General features: G+C 67.9%; 14 protein-coding genes, 2 tRNA genes and 1 pseudogene. 9 read left to right on the top strand and 8 right to left on the bottom strand.

Annotation, left to right across the window (positions count from 1 at the left end):
• Positions 1–18: 18 nt before the first annotated feature.
• From bpln_RS08145 to bpln_RS08160, 4 genes are read left to right on the top strand one after another with little or no spacing between them, the layout of a single operon-like run.
• Entirely contained in the window at positions 19–630 is a 612-nt protein-coding gene (locus tag bpln_RS08145; RefSeq protein ID WP_244131888.1) for a DUF3613 domain-containing protein, read from the top strand.
• 14 nt (positions 631–644) lie between these two features.
• Positions 645–2,510 carry a TadG family pilus assembly protein gene (locus bpln_RS08150; RefSeq protein ID WP_055138543.1) on the top strand — a complete coding sequence of 622 codons (1,866 nt, stop codon included), beginning with the start codon at positions 645–647 and terminating at the stop codon, positions 2,508–2,510.
• 19 nt (positions 2,511–2,529) lie between these two features.
• Positions 2,530–3,921 (top strand): sigma 54-interacting transcriptional regulator, encoded by a 1,392-nt coding sequence (locus tag bpln_RS08155; RefSeq protein ID WP_055138544.1) that lies wholly within the window; start codon positions 2,530–2,532, stop codon positions 3,919–3,921.
• A 53-nt stretch (positions 3,922–3,974) separates the two neighbouring features.
• Complete coding sequence (locus bpln_RS08160) at positions 3,975–4,697, top strand: DUF2968 domain-containing protein (RefSeq protein ID WP_055138545.1); 723 nt, start codon at positions 3,975–3,977, stop codon at positions 4,695–4,697.
• A 173-nt stretch (positions 4,698–4,870) separates the two neighbouring features.
• On the opposite strand, the gene hfq is transcribed toward bpln_RS08160, so the two are convergent.
• The 5 genes from hfq to bpln_RS08185 form a co-directional block, all read right to left on the bottom strand.
• The gene (gene hfq / locus bpln_RS08165; RefSeq protein WP_055138546.1) at positions 4,871–5,446 is read right to left on the bottom strand and encodes an RNA chaperone Hfq; all 576 of its coding nucleotides are present in this window, start codon (positions 5,444–5,446) and stop codon (positions 4,871–4,873) included.
• Between the two features lie 359 nt (positions 5,447–5,805).
• Entirely contained in the window at positions 5,806–6,738 is a 933-nt protein-coding gene (locus bpln_RS08170) for a DUF1571 domain-containing protein (RefSeq protein ID WP_055138547.1), read from the bottom strand.
• A 32-nt stretch (positions 6,739–6,770) separates the two neighbouring features.
• A complete protein-coding gene (locus bpln_RS08175) occupies positions 6,771–8,525 on the bottom strand; it encodes an AMP-binding protein (RefSeq protein WP_042624744.1) in 1,755 nt (584 codons plus the stop codon).
• A gap of 185 nt (positions 8,526–8,710) precedes the next feature.
• Positions 8,711–9,508 carry a TetR/AcrR family transcriptional regulator gene (locus bpln_RS08180; protein ID WP_055139480.1) on the bottom strand — a complete coding sequence of 266 codons (798 nt, stop codon included), beginning with the start codon at positions 9,506–9,508 and terminating at the stop codon, positions 8,711–8,713.
• Positions 9,509–9,716: 208 nt separating this feature from the next.
• Positions 9,717–10,937, bottom strand: a complete 1,221-nt coding sequence (locus tag bpln_RS08185) for an MFS transporter (protein WP_042624745.1) — start codon at positions 10,935–10,937, stop codon at positions 9,717–9,719.
• Positions 10,938–11,261: 324 nt separating this feature from the next.
• On the opposite strand from bpln_RS08185, the gene bpln_RS08190 reads away from it, so the two are divergent.
• Both bpln_RS08190 and bpln_RS08195 read left to right on the top strand, forming a co-directional pair.
• Positions 11,262–11,888 carry a ParB-like protein gene (locus tag bpln_RS08190; protein WP_042624746.1) on the top strand — a complete coding sequence of 209 codons (627 nt, stop codon included), beginning with the start codon at positions 11,262–11,264 and terminating at the stop codon, positions 11,886–11,888.
• Position 11,889: 1 nt separating this feature from the next.
• Positions 11,890–13,611: a SulP family inorganic anion transporter gene (locus bpln_RS08195; RefSeq protein ID WP_055138548.1), complete on the top strand. Its 1,722-nt coding sequence runs from the start codon at positions 11,890–11,892 to the stop codon at positions 13,609–13,611.
• Positions 13,612–13,781: 170 nt separating this feature from the next.
• On the opposite strand, the gene bpln_RS08200 is transcribed toward bpln_RS08195, so the two are convergent.
• From bpln_RS08200 to bpln_RS08210, 3 genes are all read right to left on the bottom strand, one after another.
• A tRNA-Leu gene (locus tag bpln_RS08200) sits at positions 13,782–13,868 on the bottom strand.
• A 118-nt stretch (positions 13,869–13,986) separates the two neighbouring features.
• Positions 13,987–14,235: a hypothetical protein gene (locus bpln_RS08205; RefSeq protein ID WP_244131886.1), complete on the bottom strand. Its 249-nt coding sequence runs from the start codon at positions 14,233–14,235 to the stop codon at positions 13,987–13,989.
• 98 nt (positions 14,236–14,333) lie between these two features.
• Positions 14,334–14,420 (bottom strand) — tRNA-Leu (locus tag bpln_RS08210).
• 145 nt (positions 14,421–14,565) lie between these two features.
• Here bpln_RS08210 and bpln_RS08215 point away from each other — a divergent pair.
• The 3 genes and pseudogenes from bpln_RS08215 to bpln_RS08225 all read left to right on the top strand — a co-directional run.
• Positions 14,566–14,845, top strand: a pseudogene (locus tag bpln_RS08215) (SDR family NAD(P)-dependent oxidoreductase); the annotation flags it as partial.
• 215 nt (positions 14,846–15,060) lie between these two features.
• Entirely contained in the window at positions 15,061–15,192 is a 132-nt protein-coding gene (locus bpln_RS38245; protein ID WP_338025970.1) for a tautomerase family protein, read from the top strand.
• A 120-nt stretch (positions 15,193–15,312) separates the two neighbouring features.
• Positions 15,313–16,371 carry an NAD(P)H-dependent flavin oxidoreductase gene (locus bpln_RS08225; RefSeq protein ID WP_042624748.1) on the top strand — a complete coding sequence of 353 codons (1,059 nt, stop codon included), beginning with the start codon at positions 15,313–15,315 and terminating at the stop codon, positions 16,369–16,371.
• The last annotated feature ends 252 nt before the right edge of the window (positions 16,372–16,623 follow it).

The following is a 16,623-nucleotide window of genomic DNA, read 5'->3' on the forward strand; positions in this document are numbered from 1 at the left end:
CACGACACAGAGCCGACGATGCGACATTCCCAATCCTGGCGGCCGCGCCCGCCCGTTCGTCCTGCCGCGTGGGTGGTGCTGGCTGCCCTGGTCGGTCCGGTGCCGGCCGGATTCGCCCAGCAGGCCGCGGACCCGGCGCTCGCGCAGTTGCAGCAGCAGTTGCAGCCGATCTCGGGCGCGCAGCTGCAGGCGCCGGCCGAGCAGCAGGTGCAGCAGGTGCAGCAGGTGCAGCAGGTGCAGCAGGTGCAGCAGGTGCAGGCGGCGCCGCAGCCGCTGCCGGTGGTCCGGCCGCTTTCGCCGGCACGAGCGCAGGCACAAGCTGCAGCGCCGGCTGCGGAGGCGCCGCCGCAGGCTGCCGTTGCGCCGCCGCGGCCGGTGGCCGTGGCACAGCCGCCGCTGGCCATGCCCCGTCCGTCGGTGGTCGGCCCGGCGACGACGGCCTGGCTCGACCTCCAGCGCAGCAACCGCGCGGCGTCCCCCGAGGCGCATCCGTTCGAAGGCGCGGCGGCATCGTCCGCGTATCAGCGCTACCTGCAGTCGTTTGCCAAGCCGATTCCGACCTGGTTCACGTCGGTCCAGCGTTCGTCGGGCGGCGGTTCGTCCGGCGGAGGCGATCTGCAGTCGCAATAACCGTCGAGGCGATCATGAAACCCGTCCAGACGCGCCGCCCGCGCCAGCCGATCCACGCCGGCGCGATCGTCGGGCGCCGCCGCGAGCGCGGCGCGTTCGCGATGATGACGATCATCTTCATGACGGTCATGATCGCGATCCTCGGCATGCTCGACATCGGCAACGTGTTCTTCCAGCGCCGCGACCTCCAGCGCATCGCCGACATGGCCGCGCTCGCCGGCGTGCAGCGGCTCGACACCACCTGCACGCAGGCGCCCGTCAGCGCGCGCCAGAGCGCGACCAGCAACGGCCTCAACGCGAGCGCCGGCGACACCATCTCGATCGGCTGCGGCCGCTGGGACCCGACCGTCAATCCCGCGCCGAGCTATTACGTGCCGGTCCCGAACCCCGGCGCGTCGAGCCCGGCCGTGCAGCTCAACGCGGTGCAGGTGGCGGTGTCGCGCCAGGTGCCGTACTTCTTCCTCGGGCCGACCCGCACGGTGTACGCGAGGTCGACCTCGCGCGCGACCGCGATCGACGTGTTCTCGGTGGGCGCCACGCTCGCGCAGCTGAGCGGCACGAGCTGCGCGGGCACGCCGGCCTCGTCGAGCGCGAACCCGGGGCTCGTCAACGGGCTGCTCGGCGCGCTGCTCGGCACCAAGTCGGGCTTGAACCTGAGCCTCGTGTCGTACCAGGCGCTGGCCTGCACCAGCATCAAGCTCGGCGATCTCGCGCTGGCGGCCCAGGCGGGCACGATCGATCAGCTGCTGGCCGCGAAGCTGTCGCTGAGCAAGTTCCTGAGCGTGGTGGCGAGCGCGGCGAGCCAGACCAGCGTGGTCAACGCGAACCTGCAGGCGGCCATCGGCGCGCTGCAGGTGCTCGGCTCGGCCACCGTGAATTCCGCGAACATCAACCTCGGCGGCCCGAACGGCGTGCTCAACGTGGCGCTGGCCGACACCAAGTCGGCCGCCGACGCCCAGGTCAACCTGCTCGACCTGGTGATGGTGGGTGCCGAGATCGCCAATTCCGGCAACGCCGTGGCGCTCAATATGCCGGCGCTCGCGCTCGGCGGCCTGACCGGCACGCAGTTGCAGGTGCAGATCATCAGCCCGCCGTCGATCGCCGTCGGCGAGGGCGGCAAGGACGCCAACGGCAACTGGCGCACCCAGGCCTCGACGGCCGCGGCCGGCGTCTACCTGGTGGTCGACCTCGGCACCCAGACGCTGCCGATCCTGGGGCCGCTGCTGCAATTGGTCGGCGTCAACGTCGACGTCACGCTGCCGATCTACATCCAGGCCGGCACCGGTACCGCGGTACTCGAATCGACCCGATGCGCGCAGACCCCGCAGGCGAGCACGGCGACCATCAAGGCCACGCCGGGCATCGCCAATCTCTGCATCGGCACGCCGCCGCTGAATGCGAAGGGGCTGATCAACCTGTCGTCGTCGTACAGCTGCACGAGTCCCGCGCAGATCGTCAACGCCAAGCTCACGCTGCTGAACCTCGTCAACGTCGCGCAATTGACGGTGTCGCTCTCGAACATTTCGGTGAAGGTGCAGGGTGCGCCGGCCACCCACGTGTTCAGCGGCGTGGCAGGGCTCGATGCCAATTACTGGACGGTCAACTCGAATGCGCTCGGCTCGGCGCTGGCCAATGCGCTCGCGCAGCTGTCGAGCGCCAAGATCACGCCGAACGTGGCGCTGTTCGGCACGTCCGTCGTCAGCGTGCCGGGGAATTTCGTCTCGACCGTGCTCGGCATCCTGACCAGCGCGCTGGGCCCGCTGCTCAGCTCGCTCGACGCCGTCATCGTTCCGCTGCTGAACCTGCTCGGGGTGCAGGTCGGGGCGGCCACCGTCCATCAGATCTCGCTGAATTGCGGGGTCGCGCAGACGGTCTACTGAATGCATTGACTGGTATCCGATGAGAAATACACCTGCAATCGAGGGACTCGATCTGTACGTCTGGGAAGGCAAGGCGGACATCGTCGACCGCGTCGCGCGCTGCATGGCCAGCTTCGACGTCGAGGTGATCCGTGCCGACAACGTCGCGCTGTCGCCCGAGCGGGCCGCCGCGCGGCCGTCGCTCGCGATCATCAGCATCAGCATGATCGAGAGCGGCGCGGCCTTCCTGTCGGAGTGGCAGGCCAACATCGGCATGCCGGTGGTGTGGGTCGGCGCCGCGCGCGGCGGTGCGGACGCCGCCTCGTATCCGCCCGAGTACTCTCACATCCTGCCGCTCGACTTCACCTGTGCGGAACTGCGCGGCCTGGTGACGAAGCTGGTCGCGCAGTTGCGCGCGCACGCCGCGAAGACTTCGGCGCCGGCCATGCTGGTCGCCCATTCCGAGCCGATGCAGGCGCTCCTGCAGGAGGTGGACACGTTCGCCGACTGCGATACCAACGTGCTGCTGCATGGCGAGACCGGCGTGGGCAAGGAGCGCATCGCCCAGCTGCTGCACGAGAAGCACTCGCGCTACCGGCACGGCGAGTTCGTGCCGGTCAACTGCGGCGCGATTCCGGACGGCCTGTTCGAGTCGCTGTTCTTCGGCCACGCGAAGGGCTCGTTCACGGGCGCGGTGGTCGCGCACAAGGGCTACTTCGAACAGGCGGCCGGCGGCACGCTGTTCCTCGACGAGGTCGGCGATCTGCCGCTCTACCAGCAGGTGAAGCTGCTGCGCGTGCTGGAGGACGGCACGGTGTTGCGGGTCGGCGCGAGCGCGCCGCTCAAGGTCGATTTCCGGCTCGTCGCGGCCAGCAACAAGAAGCTGCCGCAGCTCGTGAAGGAGGGCACGTTCCGCGCCGACCTTTACTATCGGCTTGCGGTGATCGAACTCGGCATCCCGTCGCTGGAGGAGCGCGGTGCCGTCGACAAGATCGCGCTGTTCAAGTCGTTCGTCGCCGAGGTGGTGGGCGACGACCGGCTCGGCACGCTGCCGGACCTGCCGTACTGGCTCGCCGACGCGGTGGCCGACACCTACTTCCCCGGCAACGTGCGCGAGCTGCGCAATCTGGCCGAGCGGGTCGGCGTGACGGTGCGCCAGACCGGGGCCTGGGACGCCGCGCGGCTGCAGCGGCTGATCTCCCACGCGCGCGCCGTGCAGCCGGTGCCGGCCGAAAGCGCGGCCGAGGTCTACGTCGACCGCAGCAAGTGGGACATGACCGAACGCAATCGCGTGATCGCGGCACTTGACGCAAACGGTTGGCGCCGCCAGGATACCGCGCAGCATCTCGGTATCAGTCGCAAGGTCTTGTGGGAAAAGATGCGCAAGTACCAGATTTTCGACGAAGAGCCCGAGGCGCGCGAAAGTGAGTGATAATGGCTGGATTGCGGTCAGAAATACAACTAAATCTGTGCAGGAATCTCTACATGAGTCATAAACGGGTTTTGGGGCGCACATTTGTTGCAGGTTTGATGATGGCGGGGGGACTTCAGGTTGCATTGGCGCAGGGTCTGGCCGGCAGTGACGACGCGGCGGCGCCGGTCGCCGCTTCGGGCGGCGTGGTGAACGCGGCGCCGGCCGCCACCGGTGCGTTGCCGCCGACCACCCCGGCCGCCCAGGTACCGGCGGGCGGCGCCACGGCGCAGAGCACGATCGACGAGCTTCAGCAACTGATCCAGTCACATTCGCTGACCGAGATGCGCACCGCCTACAACGGCAGCTACGGCGCGAGCCTGCTGTTCAGCATCCAGAACGCGACTTACTACGTGGCGCTGTTCCAGCAGAAGGCGTTCTGGCGCGTGGTCAAGACCACCAACGAGGCGCGTGCCGAAGCGGTGTTCCACGACTTCTCGAAGCAGGCCGAATCGCTCGCCGCCTCGGAATTGCAGGCAACGCGGCTCGAGGCCCAGAAGGCGCAGACGGACAAGCAGATCGCCGTCGTGCAAGAGCGCGCGAACCGCCTGCAGGCCGATCTGCAGGTCGCGCGCGAGCAGCAGGCCGCCGTCAACAATCGCCAGAAGGCCACGCGCACCGAAGCGGCGGCACTGCAGGCCCAGCGCGATGCGCTGCAGGCCCAGTTGCGCCAGCTGCAGATGCAGGTCCGGTCGTTGCAGCGCCAGGCCGACGCCGGGCTGCCGGGCGACCGCTAGGACGGTTCGCGGTGGCATGCGCCGCTCGGGCGGTGCCATGCCGCGGCGCCTGAGCAGGAAAGCTGGCGGGAAGGTGGCTGCCGGAGATCCTGGCCGGAATCGGACCGGGGCGCGGCGGAGAAACAAAGCGGGGAAACGAAACGGGCAAGCCTTGCAGCTTGCCCGTTTCGCGTTTACTCGTTGTTGCCGCTGGTGGGGCCGAGCGGGCGCCGGCGGCGCGTGACGATCACCGGGCTGTTGCCGGAGCGCTCGGGCGGCGTCGAGACGCCTTCGTGCGATTCGCGCGGCGCGTGATAGTCGCGTGAGCTGCTGTATTCGCGCGGCGCGCTGTACTCGCGGGGCTCACGCGGCTCGCGGGGTTCGCGCGGCGTGTAGCCTTCGCTGCGGCCTTCACCGCGCCCCTCGCCGCGCGATTCGCGCGGGCCGCCGTGCGAGCCGTAGGGGTTGTGACCGCCGCCTTCGCGCGGCGGCCGGCCGCCGCCATGGCCGCCGCCGCCCGTGCGGGGGCCGCCGCGGCCGCCGCCGCCGGGCCGCGAGCCGCCCATGTCGAGCTGGATCGTGGAGATCGCGCGTTTGTAGATGCCTTGCAAACCGACGGGCGTGCGCAGCATCACCAGGTACTGATCGAACGACTCGATACAGCCCGTCAGGCGGATGCCGTTGACGAGGTAGATTTCGACGCGCTTGCGTTCCTTGCGAGCGGCGTTGATGAAGTCGTTTTGCGGATGGGATTCTGCAGGATTGGCCATTGAGAAGCGGCTTGAGCCGGCGTCAGATGAGGGTTTTGCATGGTTGCGCGCCGCGCTGTCCGCGGAGCGCTTGTGCGGGATTCTACCCTGTTCATATGAGATGCGTGCGGGGACGTTTGTGTCCAACCGTTACCCACTATAGACGTTCGGCGCGCGAAGTGTGATCGGCCGAATGGCCCGGACGGCCCGTGGAGAGCGGATGCGACCCCCGACGAGCGGGTCTGGCACGGCAGCGGCCGAAGGAAATCGGGCATTTTGTCGCGTTATTGTGCTGGCGCGGACCGGCGGTCAGGGCACCGCTCGCGACGGGGCGCCGAGGCCGGCACGCCGCCCGACGGCGGCCGGTCCGTGCGCGCCGCTCAATATTTGTAGTCGGGGTTCTTCGGGTCGAACGTGGTGTCGTCGAAGCTTTTCGGCGTGATCGTCTCGAACACGATCCGCTCGAAGATCTTGCCGTCGTTGCCGTAGGATTCGACCGTCCGGAAATAGGGATGGCGCAGGTCCAGGCCGAGCGTTTCCTTTTTCGCGTAGAACTGCGGGCGCCCGGCCGGGGTTTCGTAGGTCAGCGCCACCACGCGCACGCCGTCGATCGTCTTCGCCTCGACACGGGTCGGCTTGCTGACGCCGGCCGCCGCGTATTTCTTGCCTTCGCTCAGGTATTGCGCCGCCACGAATTCGGTGCCGAGATCGCGGATCGTATGGTTCGACTGCGCGCGCGCGAGCCTGCCGTCGATCGCGGTCCACAGCGGGAACTTGCCGAGCAGGCCGCCGAGGTGGCCATACATCTCGTCCTTGCGCTTGGTCTCGTCGTAGATCGCCTCCTGGCCTGCGTGCGGGCCGCCCGGCAGCCATTTCGCGTAGATCCGCAGCGGCTCGCGCGTCATCTTCACGAGCATGTGGTCGGGCTTGTCGGCCCAGCTGTCGCCGATCCGTTCCTGGCGTGTCATCGTGAATTCGTACGCGGGATAGCCGTTCGGGCCGGCCGCGATGTAGGCCGGCACCGTCATCGGATCGAGCGCGCTGAACAGGGCGGTCAGCGTCGCGTCGTCCAGCTTCTCGAGCGTGCCGTCGCGCGCGGCCGCCTTGAGCCACGCGGCCTGCTGCGTGACGTCCTGCTGGACGACGCGCGCGAGTTCGGGCGGCAGCGCGGCGGCGGGCGCGGGCGCCGTGTCCGCCGCGGTCTGGGCGCGGGCCGGGGGAGCGAACGCGGCCGTGGCGACCACGCTCGCGGCGGCGATCGTCAACGGCAGCGCGAAGCGGCGCAACGGACGCGGGGTGAAACTCGAACGCATGCAACTCTCCTGGAAACGTCGGGGATGCCGGATCACGGTTGCGCCGGCTGCTTGAGCTTCGCGAGCTCCTCGTCGCGCAGCGCGCGGCGCAGGATCTTGCCGACATTGGTTTGCGGCAGCGCCTCGCGAAACTCCACTGCCTTTGGCATCTTGTAGCCCGTCAGGTTCTTGCGGCAGTGCGCGAGCACCTCGTCGACGGTGAGGGCCATGTCGCGTCGCACGACGAAGGCCTTGATCCGCTCGCCGTGCGCCGTGTCGGGCACGCCGATCGCGGCGGCCTCGCTGATGCCGGGATGCATCACCAGCACTTCCTCGATCTCGTTCGGATACACGTTGAAACCCGACACCAGGATCATGTCCTTCTTGCGATCGATCAGCCGCACGAAGCCGCGCTCGTCCATCACGCCGATGTCGCCGGTGGCGAGCCAGCCGTCACGGTCGAGCACCTTGGCGGTCTCGTCGGGGCGCTGCCAGTAGCCGAGCATCACCTGCGGGCCGCGCACGCAGAGTTCGCCGGGCTCGCCGATCGCGGCCCAGGTGCCGTCCTCGCGCCGGAAACGCACCACGGTGGACGGCGCCGGCAGGCCGATCGAGCCGCTGAAGTCGTGCATGTCGTTCAGGTCGACCGGATTCATCGTCACGATCGGCGAGCATTCGGTGAGCCCGTAGCCTTCCACCACCGGCTGGCCGGTGACCTCCTTGAAGCGTTCGGCGACCGCGCGCTGCATCGCCATGCCGCCCGCCATCGCGAGCTTCAGCTTCGAGAAATCGCGGGCGCGGAATTCGGCGTTGTCGAGAAACGCGTTGTAGAGCGTGTTGATGCCGGTGATACCGGTGAAGGTTTCGTTACGAAGCACCTTCATCATCATCGTCGTGTCGCGCGGGTTCGCGATCAGGATGTTGCGTCCGCCCAGGCCCATGAAGATCAGCGCGTTCACGGTCAGCGAATAGATGTGATAGAGCGGCAGCGGCGTGAGCACGGTCTCGATCTCGTCCGACATCTGGTCGGCGATCCAGGCCTTGGCCTGCAGGAGGTTCGCGATCAGGTTGCCGTGCGTGAGCATCGCGCCCTTCGCCACGCCGGTGGTGCCGCCCGTGTATTGCAGGAACGCCAGATCGGCGCGCGTGAGCGTGACGGGCGTGGCGCGCGAGCGGGCGCCGGCGGCCAGCGCCGCGCGCAGCCGCACCGCCTGCGGCAGGTGATAGGGCGGCACGAGCTTCTTCACGCGCTTGAGCACGAAATTGACGAGCCGGCCCTTCGCGTTGAAGCCCTCGCCGAGCAGGTCGCCGAGCGCGGTCACCACCACGTTGCGCACGGCGGTGCCGGGCAGCGCTTCCTCGAGCGTGCGCGCGAAGTTCTCGAACACGACGATGGTCTGCGCGCCGCTGTCCTTCAACTGATGCGCGAGTTCGCGCGCGGTATAGAGCGGATTGACGTTGACCACCACCGCGCCGGCCTTCAGCGTGCCGAACAGCGTGACCGGATACTGGAACGAGTTCGGCAGCATGATCGCGACGCGGTCGCCCGGCTTCACGCCCAACGAGTGCTGCAGGTAGGCCGCGAACGCTTCGGCCTTGCGCGCGAGCGCGGCGTAGCTCAGGTTCGAGCCGGCGCTGACATAGGCGACGCGCTCGGCGAAGCGCGTCGCGCATTCGTCGAAGTATTCGACGAGCGAGCCGTACTGCGTGATGTCGATCTCGTGCGGAACGCCGCGCGGATAGGAGGGGAACCAGATGCCGTCGGTGTTCGGCACCGGCGTGCTGAGCGAAGCAGCGGAGGCGTTCATCGCGTGTCTCCAGAGTCGTGATGTCAGGCGGCCGAGCGCGTGCGGCCGGCCGCTCGCATGCGAGCGGCGCCGCCGCGCGCGGCGCGCGGTGTATCGGGTGCAGGGGGCGTGCCGTTCGTGGGTCCGGCGTGCCGGGTGCGTGTGCGGTGCCTGCGGGTGTCCGTGGTTCGTGCGCGGCGCGCGGCTCAGGACGCGTGCCGCGCATGCAGCCGCGTGCCGGCCGAGGCGCCGAACGGTCCCGCCGGCAGCTCGCCGCCGTTTGGCGGCACGGTGCTGCCGCGCTGCGCGTCGTCGAGCACGGCCGCGAAGATCGACATCTGCCCCGCGTCAGGCATCGGCGCCTTCAGCGCGGCGACGATCAGCGAGGACAGCCGCGCGATCATCTGCACGTCGTTCATGGTGCGGCCCTGCGAGAAATCGTCGAGCAGGCTGTCGGTCTCGGCGCCCGCGAGCGCGCCCGACAGCGCGCCGATCGCATAGTGCAGGCGCCAGCCCAGCTCGGAGCGCGGCAGTTGCGGCAGCGCGCGCTGGAACGCGTCGAAGAAGCGGCCGGCCACGCTCGCGTAGTGCGCGGCCAGGAAGCTGCGTACGAAGGTGGACGGATCGGTATAGGCGCGGCCGATCAGGCGCAGGAACGCGCGGCCGCCGCGCTGCGGATCACGCGAGGCCTGCAGCGCCGGGATGAACATCGCGCCGAGCACGTGCTCGCAAGTGATGCCTTCGCCGAGCTGCGCCTCGAAGCGGTCGAGGATGCGCAGCCGTTCGTCGTTCAGTTGATCGAGGCGGCGCGACAGCATCGCGTGGATCAGCGCTTCCTTGCTGCCGAAATGGTAATTGACCGCCGCGAGATTCACCGCGGCGCGCGACGTGATCTGTCGCATCGACATGGCTTCGAAGCCGTGTTCGACGAACAGGTCTTCCGCCGCGTCGAGAATGCGCGCCTTCGTGCCGCCGGTTTGCCGGCTGGCTTGCCGAACCGCCATGTCGCCTCCCATGATCGCTGTTTCGGTGACCGAACGAGCGATTCAAATCTGTAATTGAAACAAGCGTTTTTATTAAGATAAAAAGGCGCGGGGGCGGGCGGCAAGCGTTGTTTGTGGGCGGATTCCTCTAGAGGCGATGTGCGTTGCAGCATCGTTTCGCGTGAAGCGCGGCGTGGCGCGCTTCACGCGATGATGCGCTGCGTGCGCGCTAGCGGGCCGCGGAGACCTGCGCGGCGCTCTGCGTCATGTCGATGCCGCGCCGTTCGCGGCTGAACAGGATCAGCGAAGCGATCACCACCGCGACCACGCCGGCCACCAGCGCGAGCGCATGGCCGTAGTCGTTGCCGTTGTTGACGGCCAGTTGCGCCTGCATCGTCGCGTTGCCCGAGGCGAGCAGGTTGCCGAGCTGGTAGACGAAGCCGGGGAAGGTCGCGCGGATCTCGTCGGGCGAGATCTCGTTCAGGTGGACCGGGATCACCCCCCACGCGCCCTGCACCGAGATCTGCATCAGGAACGCGCCGGCGGCCAGCGCCACCGCGCCGGTCGAGAACGCCCACAGCGGCAGCACCGGCAGCGCGATCAGCGCGGCGATGAAGATCGCGCGGCGCCGGCCGATCTTTTCGGAAAGCGAACCGAACGCGAGGCCGCCGACGATCGCGCCGATGTTCAGCACGATCGTGATCCACGACACGGTGTGCGGATCGAAGTGATGTTGTTCGCGCAGGAAGGTCGGATACAGATCCTGCGTGCCGTGCGAGAAGAAGTTGAATGCCGTCATCAGCACCACCGCGTAGACCGACAGCTTCCAGTTCTGCCGCAGCGTAGCCACCAGGCTCGGCCGCGGGCGCTTCTCCATCTGCTTCCAGGCCGGCGATTCGGGTACGTGCGAGCGCACGTAGAGCACCAGCAGCGCGGGCAGCACGCCGATCATGAACATCCCGCGCCAGCCGATGTACTGGTAGAGCACGCCGAACACCACCGAGGCGAGCAGATAGCCGCTCGGATAGCCGGCCTGCAGCAGCCCCGAGACGATCCCGCGCGACTGGGGCGGCACCGTTTCCATCGTCAGCGCGGAGCCCACGCCCCATTCGCCGCCCATCGCGATGCCGAACAGCGCGCGCATCACGAGCAGCGCGGCGAGGCTCGGCGCGAAGCCGGAGGCGAGTTCGAGCAGCGAGTAGATGGCGATGTTGATCATCAGCGTGGGACGGCGGCCGAAGCGGTCGGCGAGCCGGCCGAAGATCAGCGCACCGAGCGGCCGCATGGCCAGCGTCAGGGTTACCGCGAAGGCGACCGCCGGGATCTTGGTATGGAATTCCGCCGCGATGTCTTTCAGCACGAATACCATCAGAAAGAAGTCGAATGCGTCGAGGGTCCAGCCTAAATAGGCGGCGATCGTCACGTTTCTCTGTTCCCGGGTCCAGCTCATGGCGGAGGTCTCCTTGGTGGGGTTGGCGCGGAGGGCGGCGAGGGCCGCCCGGCGGGGCGCACGGCGGATTCAGTGTACGCCGGGGAATTGTTTCCACGTCCGCTTTCCGTTCACGGATCGGGATTAATCCCTAGATAAAAAACGGTATTGAACGGGAATATGAACAGGCTTGAATTTGTTTTGAAAGAAACGTATCCATATTGAATGAATCTATTTTTGATTCTGTAAATTGTTATCGCGGCCGGATGGAAGGCGATGCGTGCCGGTTGGCACGACGCGGTCGCGGCGGGTTATCGTGGCGAATCTTTTCATCGGAGCACGACCATGACGCTCGGCCGCGACGTCCGCCTGATTCCCGCCTCCCTCGAAAGCCTGCGACCGACGCAGATGACCGTCGGCTATCGCGAGGTGAAGGCCAAGCGCAAGCACTGGAAATCGCTCGGCAAGGCGGCGCGCCGCGACGAGATCGAACTGCACTGGTTTCCGGCCGTGGCCGGCCCGGGCAACGCGCTGTTCATCGTCGATCACCATCATCTCGGGCTGGCGCTGCTCGAGGAGGGCGTGAGCGAAGTGAAGGTGATGCTGCTGAAGGACCTGTCCTGGCTAGACGACACGATCTTCTGGCGCATGATGGAGCACAACCAGTGGGTGCATCCGTTCGGGCCGGACGGCGCGCGCCACGATTACGAGCGCCTGCCCGCCGCGCTGACCGGACTGAGCGACGACCCGTATCGCAGCCTGGCGGGCGAACTGCGCACGGCCGGCGGCTACGCGAAGGACACCACGCCGTTCAGCGAATTCCTGTGGGCCGACTATCTGCGCACGAAGATCCCGGCCAGGACCGTGCGCAAGCATTTCTCGACGGCGCTCGACGCGGCGCTCACCCATGCGCATGCACCCGATGCGCGCTATCTGCCCGGCTGGGCCGGCGAGTTCGAGCCGAGGCCCTGAGATGCGCCAGCCGCACCGCGCCGCGATCCGGCCGACGCCCGCGCAACCGGTGCCCGATGCGGCGCCGCGCGACGCTGCCCATTTCTCGGCGCTCGCCGCGCCCGGGATGCCGCGCGGCGAGCGGAACTGGCGCGACGCGCTGGCCGGCCTGTCGATCGCCGGGCTGCTGATTCCCGAGGCGGTCGCCTACGCCGGGCTCGCGAACCTGCCGCCGCAGGCCGGCCTGATCGCGCTGCTGGTCGGGCTGGTGGTATACGCGGCGCTCGGCAGCAGCCGCTTTGCGATCGTCTCGTCGACCTCGTCGTCGGCCGCCGTGCTGGCCGCCACCGTGCTGTCCGAGACCGGCACCATCGCGACGGCACGGCTCGCGCTCGCGGCCGCGCTGGTGGCCACCACCGGCCTGCTGTTCGTGATCGCCGGCGCCGCGCGGCTCGGCGGCATCTCGGACTTCATCGCGCGACCCGTGCTGCGCGGCTTCACGTTCGGGCTCGCGTTGACGATCGTGATCAAGCAACTGCCGAAGATCCTCGTGGTCCCCGTGCATCACGGCGATACGCCGCATGTGGTGCTGGACCTGGTGCGTGGCCTGCCGCGGACGAACCTCGCCAGCGTCGCGCTCGGCGCCGTGGCGCTCGCGATCCTGTTCGCGCTCGGCCGGCGTTCGCGCGCGCCGGCCACGCTGATCGTGATCGTGCTCGGCATCGCGGCCGGCTACGGGATCGACTGGACGCGTCACGGCATCGCCGTGGTCGGGCATATCGATCTGCAGCATCTCGCGTTCGGGCTGCCGTCGCTCGATCACTCCGCCTGGACGCAGACCGTCGAGCTCGGCTTCGCGCTGATGCTGATCCTCTATGCCGAGTCGTATGGCTCGATCCGCAATTTCGCGCTGAAGCACGGCGATCCGATCGCGCCGAACCGCGACCTGGTCGCGCTCGGCTGCGCGAACCTGGTGTCGGGGCTGCTGCACGGCATGCCGGTCGGCGCCGGTTATTCGGCGAGTTCGGCCAACGAGGCGGCCGGCGCGCAGAGCCGGCTCGCGGGGGCCTGCGCGGCCGTGGTGATCGCGCTGATCGTCTGGCTGCTGTTGCCGCAACTGGCGCGCACGCCGGAGCCGGTGCTCGCCGCGATCGTGATCTTCGCGGTCAGTCATTCGCTGCATCCGGGCGTGTTTCAGCCGTATTGGCGCTGGCATCGTGACAGGCTGCTGGTGCTGGCCGCGATTCTCGCGGTACTCGTGCTCGGCGTGTTGAACGGCCTGCTCGCGGCGATCGCGGCGAGCCTGCTGCTGACCGTGCGCAAGCTGTCGGAGCCCAAGCTCGGCGAACTGGGCCGGCTGCGTGACAGCCGTGATTTCGTCGACGTGCGTAATCATGCCGACGCGACGCCGGTGCCGGGCATGCTGATCGTGCGGCCCGAGGGGCAGCTGTTTTTCGCGAACGCGGAGCGCGTGCTGGGGCGGGTCCGGCAACTGGCGCATGCGGTGACGGGGTTGAGGACGGTGGTGCTGAGTCTCGAGGAGTCGCCGGACCTCGATGGCACGGCGGTCGAGGCGCTGATCACGTTCGCGACCGAGTGCGAGGCGCGTGGGTGGCGCTTGATGCTGGTGCGGTTGAAGCCGGATGTGCTCGAGGTGCTGCGGCGGGCCGGTGGTGGCGGGCTCAGGGATGAGGCGCTGTCGGAATTGAGCGTGGATGACGCGGTGGGGAGGTTGGCGGGGTAGATCTGTTTTTAGATTTGCCGCTTCGCGATAAATGAAAAAGCCGGCTTGGAAAGCCGGCTTTTTTATCTTCAACCAGGAGAGGACTCGGACGCGCGCAAAGTGCGCAGGCACTTTGCTTCCTGGTCAGGAAATGAAAAAGGCCGGCATGAAGCCGGCCTTTTTTAAACTTGTGGTGCCCAGGAGAGGACTCGAACCTCCACGGTGTTGCCACCGCTAGGACCTGAACCTAGTGCGTCTACCAATTCCGCCACCTGGGCACAAGCTGCATCAAGCAAGACCGCAATTATATAGCGCTCCACGAGCCTGTCAACGCTTTTTCGGGACAAATCGATAGTTGGCGTCGGGCGGGCGATGTCGCGGTTCGCCGGACCTCGATCAGTGGCCCTGGATCAGCATGCCGAGCGGCGCCAGCGGGCCGAGCGGCATGAACTCGTATTCGGCAATGCGCTCGGCCGTGAGCGGCAGCGAACTCGTGGCCGCTCGCGCGGCATCGAGCGAATCGACGGTGATCAGGAACACCACGCCCGGCTTGTCTCGGCGATACCAGAACTGCTCGCTGCTGCCGTCGAGGTAAGGCTTCAGCGTGGCCGGCACTTCCTGCGGCAGGATCGTGCTCGCTGGCAAGCGAAACCTTTCGAGTCCCCACGCGAAGTGCGCAGGCACTTTGCTTCCTGGCCAGGAAATGAAAAAGGCCGGCATGAAGCCGGCCTTTTTTAAACTTGTGGTGCCCAGGAGAGGACTCGAACCTCCACGGTGTTGCCACCGCTAGGACCTGAACCTAGTGCGTCTACCAATTCCGCCACCTGGGCACAAGTTGCTTGTCAAGCAAGAATGCGATTATAGCGTGCCAACAGAGCGTGTCAACGGTTTTTGCGATCTCATGCCTGAAACGACGGCCGCGCCTGAGCGAACACTTGCGCCAGGTAATCCACGACGGTCCGGATCGGCAGATCCTTGCCGACGCTGACCAAGGGCGGTCTCGGCGTGGTCACGCGTGGCCTCGCGATCGAATACGCGAAGAGCGGCGTGCGCGTGAACGCGATCGCCCCCGGCATCATCAAGACACCGATGCATCCGGCGCGAAACGCGCGACGTGCTCGGCGCGCCGCGCCCGATGGGCCGCATGGGCGAAATCTCGGAGATCGTCGAGGCGGCGATGTGCCTCGAGCACGCGAATTTCGTCACGGGCGAGACGTTGAACGTGGACGGCGGCCAGCACGCCGGCCGCTGGTAAATCGCGCCGCGCAGCAGGGCGGTGCGGCTGCCGGCAGGCGCGAGCCGCCGGGGCCGCTTGGGGAGACTCACAGGAACAACCTCACCCGAACAACGCCATGCCATACGTCAACATCAAGATGACCCGCGAAGGTACCCGCGCCGGGCGCGACGGCCACCACGCCCGAGCAGAAGAAGGCGCTGATCAAGGGCGTCAACGACCTGCTGTTCGAGGTGATGGGCAAGCCGCCCCACACCACGCTCGTCGTGATCGACGAGGTCGAGCTGGACAACTGGGGCGTGGGTGGTGTGACCATGCACGAATGGCGCGAGCAGCAGCGCACGGCCGCGACGGGCGAAACGAAATAGGACGCGCCGGCGGGCCGGCGCCGTCCGGTGGCCGCCTGCGGTACGATGGCGCGCGAAGCTACCACGCGCCCCCGCGCCGGCCGGGCGCCACTCAAGCACCATTCGATGGAGCATGCACTCATGGGTAACGGGCAAGACACGCGTATCCTCGATCTGTTCGGCGTCGAGCTGCCGATCATCCAGGCGCCGATGGCGGGAGCGACCACGGTCGCGATGGTGATCGCGGCGAGCGAGGCGGGCGGCCTCGGTTCGCTGCCGGCCGCGCTGCTGTCGGTCGAGCAGATGAAGGCCGCGCTCGACGAGATTCGCGGCGCGACGCGCAAGCCGATCAACGTCAATTTCTTCTCGCATACCGATCCGGCGCCGGACCCGGCCGCGCAGATGGCGTGGCGCGCGGCGCTCGCGCGCTATTACGTCGAGCTCGGGCTCGATCCGGCCGAGCCGGTACCGTCCTCGAGCCGCGCGCCGTTCAACGACGCCTATTGCGAGATCGTCGAGGCGTACCGGCCGGAGGTGGTCAGCTTCCACTTCGGCCTGCCCGAGGCGCGGCTCGTCGAGCGCGTGAAGCGTGCCGGCGCGCGCGTGATCTCGTCGGCGACGACGGTCGCGGAGGCGCGCTGGCTCGCGGAGCGCGGCGTGGACGCCATCATCGCGATGGGCTACGAGGCGGGCGGCCATCGCGGCAATTTCCTGTCGGACGACATGTCGACCCAGGTGGGCACCATCGCGCTCGTGCCGCAGATCGTCGACGCGGTGCCGGTACCGGTGATCGCGGCGGGCGGCATCGCCGATCCGCGCGGCGTTCGGGCTGCGTTCGCGCTCGGCGCGTCGGCCGTGCAGGTCGGCACGGCCTATCTGCTGACGCCCGAGGCGAAGCTCAGCGCGTTCCATCGCGAAGCGCTGCGCACGGCCGGCGAGGACCAGACTGCGCTGACCAACCTGTTTACCGGGCGCCCGGCGCGCGGCATCACGAACCGGCTGATGCGCGAGATCGGCCCGATCTCGGCGGCGGCGCCGGTGTTTCCGACCGCGGGCGGTGCGCTGGTGCCCCTGCGCGCGGTGACCGAGAAGGCCGGCAAGGCGGATTTCAGCAACATGTGGGCGGGGCAGGCGGCGCGGCTCGCGCGGGAGATGTCGACGGCGGAGTTGACGCGCTATCTGGTGGGGGCGGCTGGGTGATATTGGGCGCCTCGCGAGGGGCGATCAATGAAAAAGCCGGCTTGCCAAGCCGGCTTTTTATTCATTTGCTCCCAGGAGAGGACTCGGTCACGCAAGCACGCCACCGGTTTTGCTGGCAGGCGAAACCTTTCGAGTCCCCGCGCAGAGTGCGCAGGCACTTTGCTTCCTGGTCAGGAAATGAAAAAGGCCGGCATGAAGCCGGCCTTTTTTAAACTTGTGGTGCCCAGGAGAGGACTCGGTCACGCGAGCGCG

The organism is Burkholderia plantarii (assembly GCF_001411805.1).
GTDB classification, from domain to species: Bacteria; Pseudomonadota; Gammaproteobacteria; order Burkholderiales; family Burkholderiaceae; genus Burkholderia; species Burkholderia plantarii.